18 protein-coding genes are annotated in these 22,631 nt (G+C 30.7%); 6 read left to right on the forward strand and 12 right to left on the reverse strand.

What is annotated here, in order from left to right:
- Position 1: 1 nt before the first annotated feature.
- Entirely contained in the window at positions 2-1,207 is a 1,206-nt protein-coding gene (locus AQ1689_RS01750) for a Pycsar system effector family protein (RefSeq protein ID WP_101954993.1), read from the reverse strand.
- Positions 1,208-1,325: 118 nt separating this feature from the next.
- Between AQ1689_RS01750 and msrB the strand changes: the two genes are divergently transcribed.
- The 5 genes from msrB to AQ1689_RS01775 are packed head-to-tail and all read left to right on the forward strand — an operon-like array spanning position 1,326 to position 8,060.
- On the forward strand, positions 1,326-1,772 hold the full coding sequence (gene msrB, locus AQ1689_RS01755) for a peptide-methionine (R)-S-oxide reductase MsrB (RefSeq protein WP_101954994.1): 447 nt from the start codon (positions 1,326-1,328) through the stop codon (positions 1,770-1,772).
- A gap of 12 nt (positions 1,773-1,784) precedes the next feature.
- Positions 1,785-2,324: a peptide-methionine (S)-S-oxide reductase MsrA gene (msrA, locus tag AQ1689_RS01760; RefSeq protein ID WP_101954995.1), complete on the forward strand. Its 540-nt coding sequence runs from the start codon at positions 1,785-1,787 to the stop codon at positions 2,322-2,324.
- A 38-nt stretch (positions 2,325-2,362) separates the two neighbouring features.
- Complete coding sequence (locus tag AQ1689_RS01765; protein WP_101954996.1) at positions 2,363-3,928, forward strand: protein adenylyltransferase SelO; 1,566 nt, start codon at positions 2,363-2,365, stop codon at positions 3,926-3,928.
- 59 nt (positions 3,929-3,987) lie between these two features.
- The gene (locus AQ1689_RS01770) at positions 3,988-7,677 is read left to right on the forward strand and encodes a metallophosphoesterase (RefSeq protein ID WP_101954997.1); all 3,690 of its coding nucleotides are present in this window, start codon (positions 3,988-3,990) and stop codon (positions 7,675-7,677) included.
- An 11-nt stretch (positions 7,678-7,688) separates the two neighbouring features.
- A complete protein-coding gene (locus AQ1689_RS01775; RefSeq protein ID WP_101954998.1) occupies positions 7,689-8,060 on the forward strand; it encodes a DUF423 domain-containing protein in 372 nt (123 codons plus the stop codon).
- Here the strand turns inward: AQ1689_RS01775 and AQ1689_RS01780 are convergent.
- From AQ1689_RS01780 to AQ1689_RS01830, 11 genes are all read right to left on the reverse strand, one after another.
- Positions 8,053-8,820: an NHL repeat-containing protein gene (locus AQ1689_RS01780; protein ID WP_232122572.1), complete on the reverse strand. Its 768-nt coding sequence runs from the start codon at positions 8,818-8,820 to the stop codon at positions 8,053-8,055. The genes AQ1689_RS01775 and AQ1689_RS01780 overlap by 8 nt on opposite strands.
- Positions 8,821-9,171: 351 nt before the next feature.
- Positions 9,172-10,875: an alkaline phosphatase D family protein gene (locus tag AQ1689_RS01785; RefSeq protein WP_101954999.1), complete on the reverse strand. Its 1,704-nt coding sequence runs from the start codon at positions 10,873-10,875 to the stop codon at positions 9,172-9,174.
- 86 nt (positions 10,876-10,961) lie between these two features.
- Entirely contained in the window at positions 10,962-11,771 is an 810-nt protein-coding gene (locus AQ1689_RS01790; protein WP_101955000.1) for a TPM domain-containing protein, read from the reverse strand.
- Complete coding sequence (locus tag AQ1689_RS01795; RefSeq protein WP_101955001.1) at positions 11,768-12,205, reverse strand: TPM domain-containing protein; 438 nt, start codon at positions 12,203-12,205, stop codon at positions 11,768-11,770. Before AQ1689_RS01795 ends, AQ1689_RS01790 begins: the two co-directional genes overlap by 4 nt.
- Positions 12,206-12,211: 6 nt before the next feature.
- Entirely contained in the window at positions 12,212-12,808 is a 597-nt protein-coding gene (locus AQ1689_RS01800; protein ID WP_101914304.1) for a LemA family protein, read from the reverse strand.
- 26 nt (positions 12,809-12,834) lie between these two features.
- Positions 12,835-13,164 (reverse strand): MerR family transcriptional regulator, encoded by a 330-nt coding sequence (locus AQ1689_RS01805; RefSeq protein WP_101914303.1) that lies wholly within the window; start codon positions 13,162-13,164, stop codon positions 12,835-12,837.
- A 36-nt stretch (positions 13,165-13,200) separates the two neighbouring features.
- Positions 13,201-14,169: a M23 family metallopeptidase gene (locus AQ1689_RS01810; protein WP_101914302.1), complete on the reverse strand. Its 969-nt coding sequence runs from the start codon at positions 14,167-14,169 to the stop codon at positions 13,201-13,203.
- A 229-nt stretch (positions 14,170-14,398) separates the two neighbouring features.
- Complete coding sequence (locus AQ1689_RS01815) at positions 14,399-15,229, reverse strand: DUF4249 family protein (RefSeq protein WP_101955002.1); 831 nt, start codon at positions 15,227-15,229, stop codon at positions 14,399-14,401.
- Positions 15,230-15,232: 3 nt separating this feature from the next.
- Complete coding sequence (locus AQ1689_RS01820) at positions 15,233-18,028, reverse strand: TonB-dependent receptor (protein ID WP_101914300.1); 2,796 nt, start codon at positions 18,026-18,028, stop codon at positions 15,233-15,235.
- Positions 18,029-18,115: 87 nt separating this feature from the next.
- Entirely contained in the window at positions 18,116-19,090 is a 975-nt protein-coding gene (locus tag AQ1689_RS01825; protein WP_101955003.1) for a FecR family protein, read from the reverse strand.
- Positions 19,091-19,142: 52 nt separating this feature from the next.
- Complete coding sequence (locus AQ1689_RS01830; protein WP_101955004.1) at positions 19,143-19,643, reverse strand: sigma-70 family RNA polymerase sigma factor; 501 nt, start codon at positions 19,641-19,643, stop codon at positions 19,143-19,145.
- A gap of 251 nt (positions 19,644-19,894) precedes the next feature.
- Here AQ1689_RS01830 and alaS point away from each other — a divergent pair, with 251 nt between their 5' ends.
- The gene (gene alaS / locus AQ1689_RS01835) at positions 19,895-22,525 is read left to right on the forward strand and encodes an alanine--tRNA ligase (protein ID WP_101955005.1); all 2,631 of its coding nucleotides are present in this window, start codon (positions 19,895-19,897) and stop codon (positions 22,523-22,525) included.
- The last annotated feature ends 106 nt before the right edge of the window (positions 22,526-22,631 follow it).

The following is a 22,631-nucleotide window of genomic DNA, read 5'->3' on the forward strand; positions in this document are numbered from 1 at the left end:
ATTAGATCATTATTTTCATTTCTTGCAATTGAAAAGCTATAGCAAAAGCAAGTACACTTACAATAATACCAATCATAAAAACAGTGTAGGTTACGCGTAATAATTTATATTTTCGGTTTAAAACCAAGCCTAAAAAGTATAAATCTTTGGTTAATGAACCGTATAAATAATCACGATCTTTCATCATTTCGTGCATTGCCCATTCAAAATCGGGTAAATTCATTTGATGGAAATTTCCGAAGAATAATAAATTTACTTTCTTATTTGCAACATCTTCTTTGGTAAACTTGCCTTGCGTTACATTTGGTCGGGTGGCAATTATCGATAAAATAATAGAAGCCACGGTAAACAATATAAAAATTAACGACGGAATAATTAAATAATGATTCGTCGGATTGTCTAATTTTGGAATTAAAGTCGATAAACTCATCGAAATAATAATAGCATTTACTGATAACAAAATATTTGCCTTGGTATCGGCAATATCGCTTAAAGTAATATGATTTCGAAGTGCCACACGAAACATCGTTTCAATACCTCTTTCTGGTAATTCTACTTTATTTTTCTTAAAAGCTAGTTCTTCTTTTTTATGTTGTAATTTCTTATTTTCTTGTTGTAATTTTTGCTGATTTTTTAATAATTCAGCTAAATTTTTAGATGCTATTTTACTCCAATTTTTAACTGCAAAATCGGTATAAAAACGATGTTTTGTTAAGAATTGAATATTATCTTCTAGCCATTTTTTATCAGAAACAACCTGTTGCTTAGTTAACTCCCACTCTTTTCTTAATAACAAGGTGTAATCACTAAAATTTTTACTTCCTAAATGAGCGCAATCAGCATCTTTAATTATTTTTTCTAACTTGGTTACAGGTTTTTCACAAATTTTTGTTGCTAAAATCAACTGTGAAACTTCTGAAATAACAGCTTGAGAAACGCCTTTATCTTTCAAAAAAACTGTTGCTATTTTAACACTTTCTTCCTCATGATTTTCGATGGATTCTGTATAACCTGTATCATGAAACCATGCTGCGAACAATAAACTATTTGATGATTCAACTGTTAATTTTGCTTCTTTTATTAATTCTTTCGTTTTTACTACTACTCGTTGGGTATGAAATACATTATGATATATAAATGAAGTATCTAATTTTTCATTTAATAGCGTAATAACAAAATTTTCAGCTTCAATTAATAAATTTTCCATCAAAAATATTTTTTGCTAAATTAAGCATATTATTCTACTCTTATTAGTTGTAATTTTGACGTGTTTAAAACGACTATTATTTTATAAAAACTACAATTAACCACCAAAATATTTTAATATGCTTACTTGGAAAAATATTATTCACTTTGCAGTAAACGAAAACCCAACACCTATAAAAAGAGTTGAAAAAACCGAAACTCAATGGAAAGAATTATTAACTGATGAACAATTCAGAATTACCCGTTTAAAAGGAACTGAACGTCCTTTTTCTGGAGAATTGTGTACTTCTTATGATCAAGGAAAATACAATTGTACTTGTTGTGACACACCTTTATTTGATGCTACTATTAAATTTGATTCAAGCTCAGGATGGCCAAGTTTTACACAACCAATTGCCGAAAATGCCATTAAATATCATAGAGATAGTACTTTTGGAATGGTACGTGTAGAGGTTTTATGCAATAGTTGTGATGCACATTTAGGACACGTTTTTCCTGATGGACCTGAACCTAGTGGTTTAAGATATTGCATCAATTCGGAATCAATGATTTTAGATAAAAATTAAAAAAATCAATTAATGACAAGTAAAAATATACAAATAGCCATCTTAGGCGGTGGATGTTTTTGGTGTACAGAAGCCGTTTTTCAGGAAGTAAAAGGTATTGAAAAAGTGGTTTCTGGATATGCTGGCGGAAATGTTCCTGGACATCCAACATATAGAGAAGTTTGTAGCGGATTAACAGGACATGCCGAAGTAATTCAACTTACTTTTGATGCTGATATTATTTCATATCAAGATATTTTAATCATTTTTATGACCACTCACAATCCGACAACCTTAAATCAGCAAGGGGCGGATAAAGGAACAGAATATCGTTCTGTAATTTTTTATCATAATGAAACTCAAAAAGAAATTTCAGAAATTGTTTTAACACAAGTTGCTCCTTTTTATGAAGATAAAATTGTTACAGAAGTTAGCCCATATACTATTTTTTATCAGGCAGAAATAGCACATCAAAATTATTACAAACAAAACCAAACACAAGGTTATTGTAGTTTTGTTATTTCGCCAAAATTAGCAACACTTCGAAAATTGCATGCTCATAAATTAAAGTAATTTACCGTAATTTTGTCAATCCATTTATCCAAACACAAATGAAGCTTAACATTCAAGATACTTTTACAAAAGAATTACCTGCCGATAAAATTTTAGAAAACACCAGAAGACAAGTTTTAGATGCTTGTTTTTCGTTTGTTGAACCTAAAAAAACAGCAAATCCGAAGTTACTTCATGTTTCAGAAGAGATGTTAACTGCAATTGGATTAACTAAAGAAGATGCAAAATCAGAAGATTTTGTAAACATTTTTACAGGAAATAAAGTCTTAGAAAACACGCATCCATTTGCGATGTGTTATGGCGGACATCAATTTGGAAATTGGGCAGGACAATTAGGCGATGGTAGAGCTATCAATTTAACCGAAGTTGTACACAACAAAAAACGCTGGGCAATACAATTAAAAGGTGCTGGAGAAACTCCATATTCAAGAACTGCCGATGGTTTAGCAGTTTTACGCTCATCAGTAAGAGAGTATTTATGTAGCGAAGCAATGTTTCATTTAGGTGTTCCAACAACTCGAGCTTTATCGTTAAGTTTATCGGGTGATGATGTATTAAGAGATATGTTATACAACGGAAATGCAGCCTATGAAAAAGGTGCAATTGTTTCTCGTTTAGCTCCAAGTTTTATTCGTTTTGGAAGTTTTGAAATTTTATCATCTAGAAAAAATTATCCTGCTTTAAAAAAGTTAGCAGATTATACGATTGCTAATTTTTATCCTGAAATTAAATCCGAAGGAAAACAAAAATATCTTGATTTTTTAACCCAAATAAGAAATCGAACTATTGAAATGATTGTGCATTGGCAACGTGTTGGTTTTGTGCATGGCGTTATGAATACCGACAATATGTCTATCCTCGGATTAACCATCGATTACGGTCCTTACGGATGGTTAGAAGGCTACGATGCTGGCTGGACACCAAATACAACCGATAATCAGCACAAGCGATATCGCTACGGAAATCAATCACAAATTGGTATTTGGAATTTGTTTCAATTAGCAAATGCCTTGTTTCCGCTTATCGAAGAAGCGCCACCTTTACAAGAAATTTTAGATGAATATGCTGATATTTATCAAAAGAAATATTTAAAAATGATGACTTCGAAAATCGGTTTATTTTCTGAAGATGCTAATGATTATGAATTAATTGGTCGTTTAGAAGAAACGTTGCAATTAACAGAAACCGATATGACAATTTTCTTTAGAAATTTAGCCTTAATTTCTTCGGATGATACTTTTGAAACTGCTTTCGATAACATAAAAATCGCATTTTATACGATTATCGAAGTTAAAGATGAAATCAAAAATCATTGGCAAGATTGGTTTGAGCGTTATTTAAAAAGATTACAACAAGAAACTTTTTCTGATTCAGTAAAAAAAGAAAAAATGAATGCTATAAACCCGAAATATGTATTGCGAAATTACATGGCACAATTAGCTATTGATGCTGCCAATAAAGGTGATTATAATTTAATTGATGAATTATATGAATTATTAAAAAAGCCATATGATGAACAAGAAAAACATGAAAAATGGTTTGCAAAACGACCAGAATGGGCTCGTAATAAAGTTGGATGTTCTGCATTAAGTTGCAGCTCTTAATCTTATTTTGTTTATCAATAAAAGAATGTAAATTGTTTTTACCCTCTAATTAAACAGGTATGAATTTCATCAAAAAATTTAGATATTTAGTGCTTTTTTTTACGGTTATATTATTAAATAATTGCGCTACTTTTAAGGCGCAATATGCCGATAAAAACGCTGTAAAAAACATTGAAAAAGAAAAAAACAAGCTAAATTCTGATAAAAAAATCGCCCATACTTTTTATTTAATTGGCGATGCTGGAAATTCTGATTTAGGAAAAATATCGCCTGCATTAAAATATTTAAATAAACACATTGATACAGTTTCTGAAAATTCCACTTTACTTTTTTTAGGTGATAATGTTTATGAAACAGGCGTTCCATCTAAAAAATCAAAAAAATATCCGTTAGCAAAACACCGAATTAAAGTACAAACAGATATTGCTAAAAAATTTGCTGGTAATTCAATTTTTATCCCAGGAAATCATGATTGGTACAACGGTTTAGATGGCTTAAAAAGAGAAGAAAAATTAGTTGAAAAAGCATTAGGAAAAAACTCTTTTTTACCTGAAAATGGCTGTCCATTAAAAAAAGTAAGTATTTCTAAAGATGTCGTATTAATTATTGTCGATACACATTGGTATGTTACTAATTGGGATAATCATCCAAAAATAAACGACAAATGCGATATAAAAACAAGAAAAAAATTCTTTGATGAATTTAAAGGATTAATTAAAAAAGCAAGAGGAAAAACAACAATTATTGCCTTGCATCATCCGATGTTTACTAATGGTTCTCACGGTGGATATTATTCTTTTAAAAGTCATTTAAGCCCACTTCCTGTTTTAGGAACGCTAAAAAATATCCTAAGAAAAACCACTGGTATTGCCAATGTTGATTTACAAAATAAAAAATATAACGAGCTTAAAAAACACATTACAACTTTAGCTCAAGAAAACGATAAAACCATTTTTGTTTCTGGTCACGAGCATAGTTTACAATACATTGTTGAAGATAATTTGCCCCAAATAATTAGTGGTTCAGGTTCTAAAAGTAGTGCTACTAAATTAACTGGTGGTGCAAAATTCACTTACGGAAGTCAAGGTTTTGCACAATTAGATATTTATAAAGACGGGAGCTCTAATGTTCGTTTTTATTCAGTAAATGAACATAAAGTAGTGTACCAAACTAGTATTTTTCCTGCGGATAAAAACAAAAAATTTATTACGTATCCTTATCGAAATATTACAAAAAAATCGGCTAGTATTTACAGCGATAAAGAAGTTAAAAAAACAAAAGCATTCGAATATTTTTGGGGAAAACGTTATCGAAAAGACTTCGGAACAAAAGTAACAGCGCCAACGGTAAATTTAGATACTCTTTTTGGCGGATTAAGACCTGTTAGAAAAGGTGGTGGAAATCAATCTAAATCATTGCGCTTACGCGATAAAAAAGGACGTGAATATGTAATGCGTGCCTTGCGTAAAAATGCGGTTCAATATTTACAAGCAGTTGCTTTTAAAGATCAATATTTAAAAGATCAATTTGATAAAACATATACCGAAAGTTTATTATTAGACGCATTTACAGGCTCGCATCCGTATGCACCTTTTACCATCGGAACATTGTCTAAAGCGGCTGGAATTTATCATACAAACCCTGTTTTATATTATATTCCAAAGCAAAATGCATTGGGTTCTTTTAATGCTGAATTTGGCGATGAATTATATATGATTGAAGAACGTGCCGCATCTGGTCATGGCGATAAAGCAAGTTTTGGTTTTTCTGATAAAATAATTAGTACAGATGATTTATTAAAAAAATTAGCTAAAAGTGAAAAACACATATTAGACGAATCAGCTTATATAAAAGCTCGTTTGTTTGATATGCTAATCGGCGATTGGGACAGACACGAAGACCAATGGCGTTGGGCTGTTTTTAAAGAAAATGGGCATACAATTTATCGCCCTGTTCCTAGAGATAGAGATCAAGCATTTTCAATTATGGGTGATGGTTTTTTATTAAATATCGCTACTAGAATAATCCCTGCTTTACGATTAATGAAAGCCTATAAAGAAGATTTAAAAAGTCCGAAATGGTTTAATTTAGAGCCGTATCCTTTAGATATGTCTTTAATTAGTCAGTCAGATAAAAAGGTTTGGGATGCTCAAGTAAAACATATTGCAGCTACAATTACAGATGAAATTATAGCAGAAGCTTTCAATCATTTTCCTGAAGAAGTACAAGGAAAAACAATTAAAATCATCAAGAAAAAATTACAAGGAAGAAGGAAAAATCTGCAAAAAATATCTGATACTTATTTTAGTCATATCAATAAATTTCAAGTAATTAAAGGAACGAATAAAGATGATTGGTTTGAAATTAATCGATTGCCAAACGGACAAACAAATGTTACTGCATATCGAATTAAAAAAGGAGAAAAAGGAGCTGTTTTTCATCAAAGAACTTATAAGCATTCAAAAACTAAAGAAATATGGATTTATGGTTTAGATGATGATGATGATTTTGTGGTAAAAGGTAACGGAGATAAGTTGATTAAACTTCGAATTATTGGCGGACAGAACAATGATAATTATGATATTCGAAATGGTAAAAAAGTAAAAATTTACGATTATAAATCAAAGAAAAATACTTTTATTACCAATAAAGGACGTAAAAAATTAACAGACGACTACGAAATAAATACATACAATTATAAAAAATTAAAGAACAATGCCAATGTTTTAGTGCCAATTATTGGTGCAAACCCTGATGACGGTTTTAAAATAGGCGTTTCTAACACTTACACTATTAATGGTTTTGAAAGAAATCCGTTTACAGCACAGCATAAAATTTCTGGGGCATATTATTTTGCTACAGATGGTTTTGAATTAAATTACTCCAATGAATTTGCAAATATTATCGGTAATTGGAATTTAGGATTTAACACACTATACACAAGCCCTAATTATGCAAAAAATTTCTTCGGATTTGGGAATAATTCTATAAACTTAGAAGCAGATAATTTTAAAAACAAAGATTATAATCGAGTTAAAATAAGTAAATTAATCGCAGGTTCTTCGGTTCATTGGAAAAGTGATTTGGATGCAATACTAAAATTAGGAATTAATTATCAATCATTTAAAATTGATAAAACTTCTGGTCGATTTATTACTTCACAAAAAATTCATTTTAACCGTCAAAATTTCTTTAATACTCAAGCTAGTTATCATTTTGAAAATACCGATAATACTGCTTTTACTACCACAGGAATGAAAACAGCACTGCAAATTGGTTATACTTATAATTTAGAAAATAAAAATAGTTTTGCCTATACAATTCCGTCTATTTCTTTTGATTACAAATTAATTCCTAGCGGAACAATAGTACTTGCCACTAAATTTAAAGGACATCTTATTTTTGGTAATGATTTTGAGTTTTATCAAGGGGCTAGTTTAGGAGCAAATAATGGATTACGCGGATATAGAAACGAACGTTTTACAGGTAAAAATGCTTTTTATCATAGTACTGATATTCGCCTAAATTTAACCACTTTAAAAACAAGTTTAATTCCTTTATATATTGGAATTTACGGAGGTTTTGATTATGGTAAAGTGTGGATGAAGAATATGAATTCCGATACATGGAACACTTCTATTGGTGGAGGTATTTTCTTTAATGCCGCAAATATGATGACAGCTAAAGCTTCTGCATTCAATAGCCACGAAGGCTTACAAATAGCTTTTGCTTTAGGTTTTAATTTTTAAAAAAACAATATATGATTACACAACAAATAGTATTAGTATCAGGGGCTTTATTTGGAGGTTTAGCCGTAATTTTTGGGGCTTTTGGCGCACATGCTTTAAAGAAAATTTTATCTGAAGATCAATTAAAATCGTTTGAAACAGGCGTGAAATATCAAATGTACCACGCCCTTGTTTTATTGTTTATCGGGAATTATTTTCCTGCTCCAAATCAATTTATGAGTTGGGCTTTTATTATAGGAATTATGCTGTTTTCTTTTAGTATTTACGGATTAATTTTATCTGATGCCAAAGGAAAAAAAATGTCGTTTTTAGGACCAATTACGCCAATCGGCGGTTTGTTATTAGTTATTGGATGGATTATGCTATTAATACGCTTTATTTAATGGTAAACTCATATAAGTTTCCGCCTTTTCCATGGGCTTTTTCATCGGCAATATAAAGGGTATTGTTATCTTTAAAAGTAATGCTTTCTTTTTGAGAAACATGCCCTAGCGGATATTCTTTAATTTCTCCAGAGAAAAAATCATCGCCTATAAAATTGGTCAATATAAAAACCGATTGACCATTTAATAAGGCTACTTTTTTTCCATCAGAAGTTATTGCTGCTGCGGTAATCCAACAAGGTAAATCATTACAGGTTTCAAAGGTTGAAATACGCTTTGCTACATGATTTCCTTTTTTAGCAGGAACTTTATATAATGTTGTTATTCCGTACTTATTTTTAACCCTGCTTTTAGTAAAAATATATAAAAATCCGTTTTTATATAGTAAACTTTCGGCATCAAAAAAACGCTTTTTCTTTTTAGGAGGGAATTTGGTTTGAGAAGGATAGGAAAATTTAATTTTTTCGACATCAACAATATCTTTTTCTACTAAGTCTTGATGATTTATTTTAAGGATTTTTAAATTTTTACGCTTATTATCGTTATTTCCAAAATCGGCGATATATAGGTTTCCGTTTTCATCGGATGCGATATCTTCCCAGTCAGTATTTTTGGTATTTACAGCAACTTCTCTGATAATTTCACCCGCAGCATCAACGCCATAAATAATTGCTTTGTTTCCGCTATCGTTTAGCATCCAAAGTAATTCGTTATTCTTTATTTTTTCGATTCCTGAAACTTCTTCTAGTTGTTTTGGCAAATTACATTTCAGTTTTAATTCGCCAAAATTTTGACAACTAATTAGTGAAATAAAAGCAAGACATATCATTATTATTTTCATAAAAAACACGGTTATTAAGCGCAATGATACGATTTTATTTTTTAGAGAAGTAACTTGCTTGTTTGCATAATTTTAATAATTTGCAAATACCCCTAGCCCCGATTGAAGCTTTGTTTGAGCTCCTTTTTTTGATTTTTTTTCAAAAAAAGAGCGAGTGCGGAAAGCGGGAAATTGCTTCAAAAAATACTTAAAGAAAAAAAGTTCCTCAAAATAAATTTCAAGGAACTCTTTTATATGTTTTTGATGTTTTTGATATTTAATATACTGATTTTAAACCGTTAGGCTATGCCCTATTTTTGTGGTATAAGTTTCGCTAATTACAGTACTTACATATTTCCAATTTGAAACGACCGATGCTTGATTTATATGCAATTCCATGAAACCTCTTCGTGAAAAATCGCTATAATTTAAGTCATCGACTAACAATTTTAATGCCTGTTCTAGTTGCAATGCTCCTGCGCCTAAATATTTTTCTAATCCTGGTGATGATACCGAACTTGTTGCCAATTCGACCCCTACTTTTTCACCACTTGCATTGGTTAAATCACTTTGCCAAGCATTATGCGTATCGCCTGCTAAAACAACTACTTTTTTATTTTTGAAGCTAGCTAAAAGCGCTTCTCTTTCCATAAAATAACCATCCCAAGCATCTAAATTATATGGTAAAACGGTTTTTATTCTGGCTATTTCTTGAGGTGTTAAACTTGGGTCTTTTTGTAAAAATCTTGTTTTAATCGTTACCAATTCGGTAATCGCTTTTTGAAATGCGCCAAAAGTTGCTTCCGATGCGCCACCAATTGCGGCTGCTTCTGCCGAAACACGAGCTAAAATTGGTAATAATTCTGCGGGCATTAACATTTTCCCCATTAAAACTTGTTGCCCGATAATTTGCCAATTCGCATTTGATGCTGCTATTTGATTCGCAAACCATGTTTTTTGGGTAGTTCCTAGCATGGTTCTGTTAGGATTTAACCATTCTTTTTGAAAAGAAGCAACATCAAACTCGCCTTTTGAAGTGTAAAAATCAGCGTATTCTAATTGTTTGTCACGCCCTATTATTCGGGTGTCTAATAAAATTAAATCGGCTAAATTTCCTATTTTTAAATTTCTGTAGATAATTTCATTATCAGCAATATTAGTCGTATTTGGTAAATATTCGCTGTAAGCTTGTAAGGCGCTATTTTTTCTAGCAGTATAACTTCCTTCGTTTTCTTGATGATTTTCAGCCCCATCTTTATACGAATCGTTTGCAACTTCATGGTCATCCCAAATACAAATAAAGGGTTTGTTTTGATGCAGGTCTTTTAGCTTGCTATCTGAACGATATTGACGGTAACGGGTTCTGTAATCATCTAAAGAAATTATTTCGCCTTTCGGATTTGGCGTTCTAAATGAACCATACGTATTTTCGCCATATTCATAAATATAATCACCTAAATGAACCACCACATCAGCTTCCGATTTATTAATTGCCTCATATACATTAAAATATCCGTAGGCATAATTTGCACAAGAAGTGACCGCTAATTTTACATCCGAAGTTTTAGCTCCAAAGGTTAATGTTTTACCAACTACCGAGGTTGTTTTTTCTTCAATATTGATAAAACGGTAATATAATTTTTGGTTTTCGGCTAATTCTTTTACCTCAACAGCCAGTGTATAATCACGAGAAGCATCGGTAATTACCTCTGATTGGCGTACAATATTTTCAAATTTTTCATCGGTTGCTACTTGCCAGGTAATTGCTACCGAAGGCTTAGTGCTTGTGTAACGTGTCCAAATAATTACTTGTGAATTTGTAGGGTCAAAACTTGCTACGCCTTCATTAAAGTTTTCTTGGGATAAATTAGTAGGAATTGGGTTTGTTATTGGATCATCAGTAGTACAGCTAATAAAGTTTGCTGCGAAAAGTATTCCACCACTTGCTAAAAGAGTATTTTTTAAAAAATTTCTCCTTTTAATGTTTGTTGCCATCTTGTTGTTTTGCTAATTAATTTTCAGCAAAAGTAGTTCAGCTAGTTTTCCTTAAGGTTAATTTAAGTTTATACTACACACTCGTTCTACCAACTTCCAGAAGCACCACCACCACCAAAACTACCACCGCCAAAACCGCCACCAAAGCCAGCACCACCGCTTGATGAACCTCCAAAGCTTCCGCCTCCAAAACTACCACGTCCTGAATTAGTTAAAATTATAGTTTCGAAAATACTGCCAGCACTGCTTGTTTTTCGATATCGTTTTCCACCGCCACGGTTATTTTTATCGCCTCTTGAAATAATAATAAAAAATACGACCATAATAATTATAAAGATAATAATACTAGGATCAAATTCATCTTTTTCTTTCCTGCTACCTGTATATTCGCCATTTAAGGTTTTGAAAATAGCATCGGCTCCGTTATTTAAACCCGTGTAATAATCACCTTGTTTAAAAGCTGGAATAATGTTTCTTTCGATAATTCTTTTAGAGGTAAAATCGGTTAATAAATGCTCCGTTCCTTTACCTGCTTGAATAGATATTCTACGGTCTTTATGTGCTAATAAAACAAAAACACCATTGTCTTCTTTTGCTTGTCCAAAGCCCCATTTTTCGCCCCAATTAGCCGCTAAATAGTTAATGTTTTCACCTTCGGTGGAATTGATAATTGCCACCACTATTTGGGTAGAAGTAGTATCTGAATATTTAATTAATTTACTTTCTAAACGTGATTTTTGTGAACGAGAAAGCAACCCGACATAATCATAAACACTGGTTTGAAAAGCTGGTTTTTCAGGAATTTTAAAGCCTTGTGAAAAAAGAGTTTGAATGCTTAAAAGTAAAAAAGCAATACTAAAAAACACTATTTTATTCCCTGTTTTTTTTTGAATCATCCTTTCGATATTTTATTAGACAATTCATCTTTATCATCTGTTTTCCAAGGAAAATGAGCTTTTAATTCTTGTCCTGTTTTTAAAATCCCTGCAACAATAGCTTCTTTAAATTTCCCTGTTATAAAATGAGCTTGCATGGTATTTTTTGTAGTATCCCAAAAGTTTTCAGGCACTACTTTATCAATACCTTTATCGCCATAAATAACAAATTTTTTATCATGTACAGCTACATAAATTAATACCGAATTTTGCAATTTGGTAGCGTCCATTTTTAGCAGATGAAACACTTCTAGCGCACGCTGAGAAGCCACTATATTAGTCGATGCTTCTATATGAACTCTAATTTCACCAGAAGTGTTTTTCTCTGCAATTTGAATAGCAGAAATAATTTCTTGTTCTTCTTGAATAGTAAGAAAATTTTCTACTTGAAGCATTTATTTTTATTTAAAGTTAAAATCGATATTTGGTGCATTTTCAGAACCTCTATCTGATTTGTAACGGTTCATTTCATCAAAATCAAAAAGCCCTGCTAAGAAAGATCCTGGGAATTTTTTGATTAATTTATTGTAAATATTTACACTTTCGTTAAAACGGTCGCGTGCTACGTTAATTCTGTTTTCTGTTCCTTCTAGTTGGCTTTGTAATTCTAAAAAATTCTTGTTTGCTTTAATATCAGGATAACGCTCAACCGATACCAATAATTTAGATAAAGCTCCACTTAAACCTGCTTGTGCTTTTTGAAATTGCGCCATATTTTCAGGGGTTAAATCGCCCGCATTTATATTTACCGAAGTTGCTTTAGCTCTAGCATTAATAACACCAATTAACGTACTTTTTTCAAAATCGGCAGCGCCTTGTACGGTTTTTACTAAGTTTCCTATTAAATCATTTCTACGTTGGTACGAACTCTCAACATTAGACCAAGTTGTTTTTGCATTTTCTTGATATTCTACAGCAGTATTTTGAAAATTTACAGCCCATTTAAAAACTGAAAATGCTACTATAGCTACTATAATAATTGGTATAAATTTTTTCATCTTTCTTTATTTTTCTTGAATTTTATTTATAATTGATTTTTTATCTTTTGTAAAGTTGCCTTAACAGCCTCTAATCTACTAATAATTTCGTGATTATTTATAACATCTATAGGGTTTCTCTTTAGCTTCTTTTTAGCACCTTCTAGGGTAAAACCTCTTTCTTTTACCAGGTTGAAAATTAATTTAAAATTTTCAATATCTTCTTTGGTAAATAATCGATTTCCTTTCGGATTTTTTTTAGGTTTAATAATGTCAAATTCTTGTTCCCAAAATCGAATTAATGATACGTTAACGTCAAAAGCTTTTGCTACTTCGCCTATTTTATAATATCTTTTTTCAGGTAATTCTACATACATTTACTTGGCGTGTTATTTTACTATTTTACTTAAATATTAATCGTATGATTGTCCTTTTTGTTGCGATGCTTTTTGCATTGCTACAAATTCTTCGGGTGTTAAATCTCCATAATAATAATAAATAGGATTTACAGGTCTTCCATTTTTATGTACTTCATAATGCAAGTGAGCTGCTGCTGAACGTCCTGTGTTTCCTACATAACCAATTACATCACCTCTTTTTACTTTCTGCCCTTGTTTCGCTTTTATTTTACTCATGTGAGCGTAAATAGTTTGATAACCATAACCATGATCTATATAAACCACATTGCCAAACGTAGTACTTCTATGTGCTTTTTTAATTCTTCCGTTTCCTGAAGCAAAAATAGGCGTTCCTTTTGGCGAGGTAAAGTCCATTCCGTTGTGCATTTTCCATGATTTTAAAATAGGGTGCAATCGCATACCATAACCAGATGCCATTCGTTTTAAATCTTGATTTTTTACAGGTTGAATAGCAGGTATTGAAGCTAACATTTTTTCTTTTTCCTTAGCCAAAGCAACAATTTCATCTAACGATTTTGACTGTACCACCATTCGTTTAGATAACATTTCTATCTCTTTGGTTACATTGGTAATCATGGCGGTATTTTTAAATCCTTCTAAGTGTTTGTACCTATTTACTCCACCAAAACCAGCATTACGTTGCTCTTTAGATATTGGACTTGCCTCAAAATAAGTTCTATAAATATTATCGTCTCTTTCTTGTAATTCTGATAAACGCTCCGATAACATTTTTAATTCTTTAGACATCAATTCTGTATGCAGCTTAAAATTTTCAAGTTCTCTTTTTTGAGATCTTTCATTTGGCGACATTAAAAACTGACTAAACCCTATAAAACCAAAAAAGGCAATTAACAAAGCCCCCACAATACCTAAGAAAGATTTCTTATAGGTTTCGCTTTTTTTAGACTCTATTTTTCGATATGATAAGGTATCGGGGTCGTAATGATATTTTACTTTCGCCATAATGCTAAATGTACTATTTTCTACTATTTTATACTTGTTAAACAAGCTACTTTTCTTTAAAGGTAGTATTTGTAAACACACAAATTTACAAAATGTTTTAAAACTACTTTTAATTAGTTGTTTTTTAATGATAATTTAACAAAAATGCTAAATAAAAAAAAGGAACGTTAAAAAACGTTCCTTTTATATTTTACCTATTATACCACAATTACAAAAAATTATTCATGGTTTAAAAATCTTGTTTTTTAACTGCTGGATTAAATAATTCAAAAAAACCTAACGCCTTTCTTCCTGTTGCTTTATTTATAATATTCCCCTCTAAATTAGCCGGCGGACCAGAGAATAATTGCGAAAAGAAATCTCCATCATCAATATCTTGCGTTTCTATTTGAGTTAAATAACTTTTCAGAAAATTATAGGTGTTAAAGCTTATACTTGATATTTCAACTTCTACACTATCTGATATATCTTCTATTTCAAAAAAAGCAGCTTCGCCTTCTTCAAAAAACACATCATTTTCAATTAAAAAATCAGTGAAGATCACATCACCTTGTTTAGTATAAAAAGTATAAGTAACCAGATAAAAATCTTTTTTATCTCCTGAAAAATCTTCAAAAGTTATACGGGTACTTTCATCTTCTTTTGTAATTTCATTTAGTACAACCTTCGGTTTAAATAATTCAGGAACTGATTCTAAAATAGTGCCATCTTCTAAAATTATTTTTATCCAATAATAATTACCTACCATTGGATTAAACTTCTTTTTAATGGCATATTTTCCCTCTTTTTCATCTAAAATTAATACATCGGCTATTTTTTTAGCGGCACTATTTTCTGCTTTGGTATGCAAAGATACTTTTGCTGTATTAATTGGTTTTTTCGTTATTACACTTACAGGTACCGTTTGTTGTAAGTCTACAAAAATTATATTATTTTTTGTTATTCCTCCTCGTACGATTACATGAGGTTCGTATATATCATCTAACGGAATGGTTTTTGAGCACCCGAAAAAAGTAAATATGCTTATAAAAATTATGAATAATATATATGGTGATTTCATTTTTTAAAATTTAAAATTATACGTAATAAATGGAATTGGAGCCCCAAACAGCGAAAACTGCTTCTTTTTTAATGTTTTAGATATTCCTACATTTTGATTGTCATTATTAGAGAAAGTATAATAATTAGAAAAAGCATTTTTTCTTCCATAAATATTATAAAACCCAAAGCTCCAACTTCCTTTCCATTTTGAATGTAAACTAGCCTCTGAGCTGTATGTTAATGAAACATCTAATCGGTGTGTATTTTTCATTCTGTACTTGTTTCTATCAGAATATGTAAAAACAGTTTCATCTTTATTTTTACCATAAATACCCCTTCCTGTTATTATTGTTGTTGGTCGCCCTGATTGAAAAGTGAAAAAAGTACCCATAGTCCATGTATCACTAAACTTATAATTAGCCGTTGCATTAAATATGTGAGGCTTGTCGTAATTTGATGAAAAATAGGCACCATTATTTATATTTTCTGATGAAAACTCACTAACAGTTTTTCTTTTAGAAACCGAATAGGTATAGTTTAAATTACCTGTTAATTTTCCTTTTGTTTTATGTACAGAAAACTCTGATCCGTAGGCATATCCATTAGCAGGAAGCAATTGTGTTTCAATATTTTTATTGATAAATAAATCGGCATTATTTACGTATTCTACTAAGTTTTTAAAATCTTTATAATAGCCTTCTACCGAAAAATTATAATTTCTGTTTTCACTATCAAAAGCAAACCCAAAAGAATATTGATTTACCGCTAATGGTTTTACATGCTTTCCCGAAAGTTTCCAAACATCAAAAGGCAATGCGGCACTACTATTACTCATTAAATGTATATACTGATACATTTTATTATAACCGATTTTTAAAGATTTTCGATCATCAATATCATATTTTAAAGACAAACGAGGTTCAAAACCACCATATTTTGCGATGGTTTTTCCACTTTTATATTTAACCTGTCCTGTTATTGTACTTGGTGTTTTAGGCAATCCTGAAGCATAAGAAGCCACTTCGTATGGACCTAAATTTCTAAAAATAGCATACCGAGTTCCTACATTCATTGATAATTTATCCCATTTTTTTTCTAGCTCATAATACGGAGCTATCTCCAAGCCCTTTTCTACAGATAAATCTATACTACCTATTGTTTGTTCGGTACTTGTTATTTTTGCTGGTGTAAACCTATAATACGTTCCATGTATTCCGAATCTCATTTTTGTTTCTGGATTCAAATAATAGGTAAAATCTGGTTTAAAAATATAATTTTCTACGGATGATGTCCACTCAAATGCACTTCCTGAATCTGTTTGTGAAGGACCATCATTTTGAGCAGCTAACGCATATTTATACGAACTATAAATAGTTGATAAATTCATAAATAGCTTATTAGAAAACACATGATTCCAACGTAAACTTGTAGTTGCGTTATTCCATGAAAAACTTATTTCACCCGCTGGTTCTGTTGTTTCTGTTTGCGTTTGTTCGTCATATTCTGTTTCTTCTTCTGCCTTAAATTTCATTACATCTTTACCAAAATACCCTGATAAAAACAACGTATTATTGTCGTTTATATTCCAAGATAATTTTGTATTTAAGTCATAAAAGTACATTTTTTGATTTTTTAAATCCTCTCCTGCTAACGGAAAAAACAAATCAAAATAAGTTCTACGCCCAGATACTAAAAAACTAAGTTTATCTTTTTTTATAGGTCCTTCTAGAGTTACTCTTGAAAATAACAAACCGACACCTCCTTCTGCTTTAAAAATTTTAGAACTACCTTCTTTTTGTCGCATATCTAAAACAGAAGAAGCTCTACCTCCAAAACGCGCAGGAATACCTCCTTTGTAAAATTTTAAATCTTTCAACGCATCGGCATTAATTGCCGAAAAAAGCCCCCATAAATGAGACGAGTTATACAATGGCGCTTCGTCTAAAAGCAACAAATTTTGATCAATATTACCACCTCTAACATTAAACCCACTAGCGCCCTCGCCTACCGTACTAACGCCTGGCTGTGTTAAAACTGCCCTAGTTATATCGGGTTCACCAAAAAATGCAGGAAGTTTTTTTATTTCAGAAGCCCTCAAACTAGAAACCCCCGTTAAAATTGTTTTTAGTTGACTTTTACTCGTATTTGTTGATTTTATAACAACCTCTTCTAAGGCGTTTTCTGCTAAAGTTAATTCAAAATTTCGCTTAATATTGTTATTTAAATCCACCTTAATTTCTTTGTTTTTATATCCTACATAAGAAATTTGTAAAACATAAATACCTTTTAAAATTGTCATCGAATAGAAACCATATTCATTGGTTGTAGTTCCTTTTAAAGCATCTTTTATTACAATATTAGCGCCTAATAAAGTTTCACCAGTTGTAGCGTCTTTTACGGTTCCACTAATGCTATATTTTTGTTCTGCTGTTTTTAAAATAGTACTGTTTTTATTTTCTTTAGATAAAATTATTAATGTATTTTTTACCTGATATTTTATCGCTGTATTTCTAAACAATAATTTTATAGCTTTACCAAGCTCTTTATTAACAACATTAATCGTAAATTTTTGCTGAATATTAACTTCATCATTATTAAAAACAAAGCTATAATCTGTTTGTTTTTCTATTTGATTTAAAATAAGTTCTAAACTTTTATTTTCATAGTTCAGTGTTACATTATTTTGAGAAAAAGTATTCGTTGCTGCTATTTGTAAGCAACAAAATAAAAAAATTGATAGTGTAACTTTCATTAAAAATCCTTGTTTTTGGGATACATTTTTTACCCCTAATAAAGTTATAAATTGTTTGTTTTTCATAAATTTGAATGTTGTTAGATGGTTTTGTTCAATTAAAATTAAATTTATCAGCAATTTTAAATAGGAGAATTGCCGTTCTCCTATTTTTTATTTGATAATCCAAGTATTTTTTTGAGCATTAAAACGATACTCAAAAGGTTTTGTTATTTTTAATATTTCTAAAATTTCTCTTATAGGCATTGTTTTTTCAAAAGTTCCTGTAAATTTTACATTTGATACTTTTTCATTTTCAAAATGAAACTTCAAATTATATTGGTTCTTAAAATCGGTTGCTATTTCTTTAAATGTTTTATTCTTAAATTGAATTTTACCGTCTCTCCAAGAAATAGTATTCCTTTTATTTGTGATGACAGATTTTAAAACGTGTTTATTTTTTTTTAGAATTCTTATTTTATCATTAGGTAACATTATTATTCTATTTTTTTCAGAATTTGTAGCACTAACCGCTACTTTACCTGTAAATAAAACGGTTTCATAATAATTATTTTCTTTATAAGATTTAATATTAAAGCTAGTTCCTAAAGCTTTAACGATAACATTATCTGGAGTTTCTACCGTAAACGGATGTTCTTTATCTTTTGCGACTTCAAAAAAAGCTTCCCCTTCTAAACGAATCGTTCTTGGAGAATTCTCTTTATATGAAATTTTACTCGAAGCATTTAACCAAACAACTGAGCCATCTGAAAGTGTTACTTCCTTTTGCTCCCCGTAAGTTGTTGCTATGTATATTTGTTCAGGTTGTGTTATAAAATAAGTAAAAAAAGAAGTACTTATTAGTATTATTGCCGCAGCGGCATATTTAAAAACAAGCATTTTTAAATTATTTTTCTTTTTCTTAGTTCCTATATTTTTGAAAAAGGCGGTTTTCTGAATTTTGATATTAGCTACAGATCCACTAGCATCTTCTTTGGTAGCTTGATGTATTTTTTTTATGTTATCAAATAATTGTTGATCAAAATATTCTGACTCTTTCCATCGCTCAACCTTAGCTTTAATATCAATATTTGCGGTTTTTGATATATAAGCCCAAAGGTCGGTTTCTTTAATTTTGTCTCGCTTCATAAATATGAGATTTATTATAAAACGTTTCTGAACAACAAGTACCCTATTTTTTTTATAAAAAATTTACTAATTCTTTTTTAAAAACTTGTAAAGCCTTTGAAATATGGGCTTCTACAGTTTTTATTGATATATTTTTGATAGATGCTATTTCGGCATAAGTATGCCCTTTATCTCTTGAAAGCTTAAAAATTTCAATTGTTTTTTGAGGAAGTAACGTATATATATCTTCTATTTTTTTCAACAATTCCCATTCATTACTTATTTCTTGTTCAATATCTTTATTTAAAATATATAGATTTAAGTGCTTCTTTTTTACGCTTTCTTTTCTAAAATGATCTACAATTTTATTTTTTAACGTTATAATTAAAAAAGACTCTATAGAACGATGCTTTATTTTCATCGAATCTATATTTTCCCATAACTTTATAAAAGTGTCTTGTAATAAATCATTCGAAATACTTTCATCTTTCAGTATTCTGATAGCATACTTATATAACTTTCCATAATAGTTATCAAACAACGCTGAAAAATCTACCTTTTCTTTTAATTTCATCAATTTTTTATGCTAAAAACTCACTTAATACGTTCTTTTAAATACCCTTAAATAAAATTCATCTTCTTTTTATTCAAGCTTATTAGAAAAATATTTTACTTTATTCATACTACTAAATATCTTATTTTTGTCTTTTTTAAGTAAGTAATAAAAATACAATACTTAGCAACTAATATAATAACTATTTTAAAACTACTTTTAATTAGTTGTTTTTTAATGATTATTTAACAAAATTTTCGAGCTCAAAACATATGAAATCTCAAGAAATAAGATCAAAATTTTTAGAATTCTACAAGTCTAAAAATCATGCTATCGTTCCATCTTCGCCAATGGTGTTAAAGAACGACCCTACTTTAATGTTTGTAAATGCAGGAATGGTTCCTTTTAAAGAATATTTTTTAGGCCAGAAAAAAATAGTGGATGCTAGAGTTGCCGATTCTCAAAAATGTTTACGTGTTTCAGGGAAACATAACGATTTAGAAGAGGTTGGAAAAGACACCTATCACCACACCTTATTTGAAATGCTTGGAAACTGGTCTTTTGGTGATTATTTCAAAAAAGAAGCCATTTCTTGGGCATGGGAATTATTGACTGAAGTTTATAAAATAGACAAAGACATTTTATATGTTACTATTTTTGAAGGTGATGAAAAAGAAGGTTTAGCAAAAGATACAGAAGCATATGATATTTGGAAACAATACATTGCTGAAGACCGTATTTTATTAGGAAATAAAAAAGATAATTTCTGGGAAATGGGCGCACAAGGACCTTGTGGACCTTGTTCTGAAATTCATATTGATATTCGCTCTGCGGATGAAAAAGCAAAAGTTTCAGGAGCATCTTTGGTAAATTTAGACCATCCACACGTAGTAGAAGTTTGGAACTTAGTTTTCATGCAATTCAACCGTAAAGCTGATGGAAGTTTAGAAAACTTACCTAAAACACATATCGATACTGGTATGGGATTTGAGCGTTTATGTATGGCTTTACAAGGCGTACAATCTAATTATGATACTGATGTTTTTACGCCGATTATTAGAGAAATTCAAACTATTACAGGCGTAAAATATGAAGATTCATCAGTTGCAGATGATCAAACAGATATCGCAATTCGTGTAATTGCCGATCATGTTCGTGCTGTAGCATTTTCTATTGCCGATGGTCAATTACCTAGTAATACTGGCGCAGGTTATGTTATCCGAAGAATATTAAGAAGAGCTATTCGTTACGGTTTTACGTTCTTAAATCAGAAAGAACCTTTTATCTATAAATTGGTAGCCACTTTAAGCGACCAAATGGGTGATGCTTTTCCTGAAATAAAAGCACAAGAGCTATTAGCTAGAAATGTTATTAAAGAAGAAGAACAATCTTTCTTAAAAACATTAGAACAAGGGTTATTATTACTAGATACTATGACAGCTAATGCTGGAAACAAAGTAATTTCTGGTAAAAAAGTATTTGAATTAAAAGATACGTATGGTTTTCCTGAAGATTTAACGGCATTAGTTTTATCTGAAAAAGGATTAGACTATAATAAAGAAGAATATCAAGAAGCTTTAAAACAACAGCAAAACCGAGGAAGAGAAGCTACCGCTATTCAAACCGACGATTGGAATGTTTTAATTGAAGATGATCAGGAAGAATTTATTGGGTACGACACTTTAACTGCTGATGTTAAATTAACTCGATACAGAAAAGTAACCACTAAAAAAGATGGTGAACAATATCAATTAGTTTTTAACATGACTCCTTTTTATCCTGAAGGCGGTGGGCAAGTTGGTGATGTTGGTTATATAGAAACCGCAAATGGCGATGTTGTTTATATGATAAACACCAAAAAAGAAAACAACTTAATTATTCATTACACCAAGAATTTACCTGAAAATTTATCAGAAAAATTTAAAGCAGTAGTAAATAAAAATGCGAGAGATTTATCGGCAAGTAATCATACTGCTACGCATTTATTACACCAGGCTTTACGTACCATTTTAGGAACTCATGTTGAACAAAAAGGTTCGCTTGTAAGCCCTAAACATTTACGTTTCGATTTTTCTCATTTCTCTAAAGTAACTTCGGATGAATTACAAGAAATTGAAGATTTTGTAAATGCTCGTATTCGTGAAAACTTAAGCCTAGTTGAACAAAGAAACATTCCGATGCAACAAGCTATTGATCAAGGGGCTATTGCTTTATTTGGCGAAAAATATGGCGATGCCGTAAGAGCCATTAAATTTGGGCAATCGGTAGAATTATGTGGAGGAACTCACGTTCCACAAACTGGTGATATTTGGCATTTTAAAATAAAATCGGAAGGTGCTGTTGCTTCAGGAATTAGAAGAATTGAAGCAATTACAAATGTAGCTGTTGGTAATTATTTTGAAGATGTTGAACGTAACTTTACTGATATAAAACAACTATTTAAAAACCCTAAAGATGTTGTAAAATCGGTAACTAATTTACAAGATGAAAACGCTACTTTAAAAAAGCAAGTAGAACAGTTACTTAAAGAAAAAGCTGAAAATTTATCGGGTGAATTGAGAAATCAATTACAAGAAGTAAACGGTGTGCAATTTTTAGCGACTAAAGTTGCTTTAGATGCGAACGGAATCAAAAACTTAGCATTTGCCTTAGGAAAAGATTTTAAAAATTTATTCTTATTCTTTGCCTCTTCTGAAAAAGCAGATAAAGCAATGTTAACTTGTTATATTTCGAAAGAATTAGCTGCAGAACGTGGTTACGATGCTGGTAAAGTTGTTAGAGAATTAGGAAAACTAATCCACGGTGGTGGTGGTGGACAGAATTTCTTTGCAACTGCTGGAGGTAAAAATCCTGGCGGAATTCCAAAGGCTTTAGAAAAAGCGAAAGAATATATTGTTTCGTAAAAATAAAAAAGATAGCAGAAATTTCTAACCCCGATTGAAGCATTTGTTTGAGCTATTTTTTGATTTTTCTTCAAAAAAAGCGAGTGCGGAAAGCGGGAAATAGCTT

The organism is Tenacibaculum finnmarkense (assembly GCF_900239185.1).
In the GTDB taxonomy this organism is placed as follows: Bacteria; Bacteroidota; Bacteroidia; order Flavobacteriales; family Flavobacteriaceae; genus Polaribacter; species Polaribacter finnmarkensis.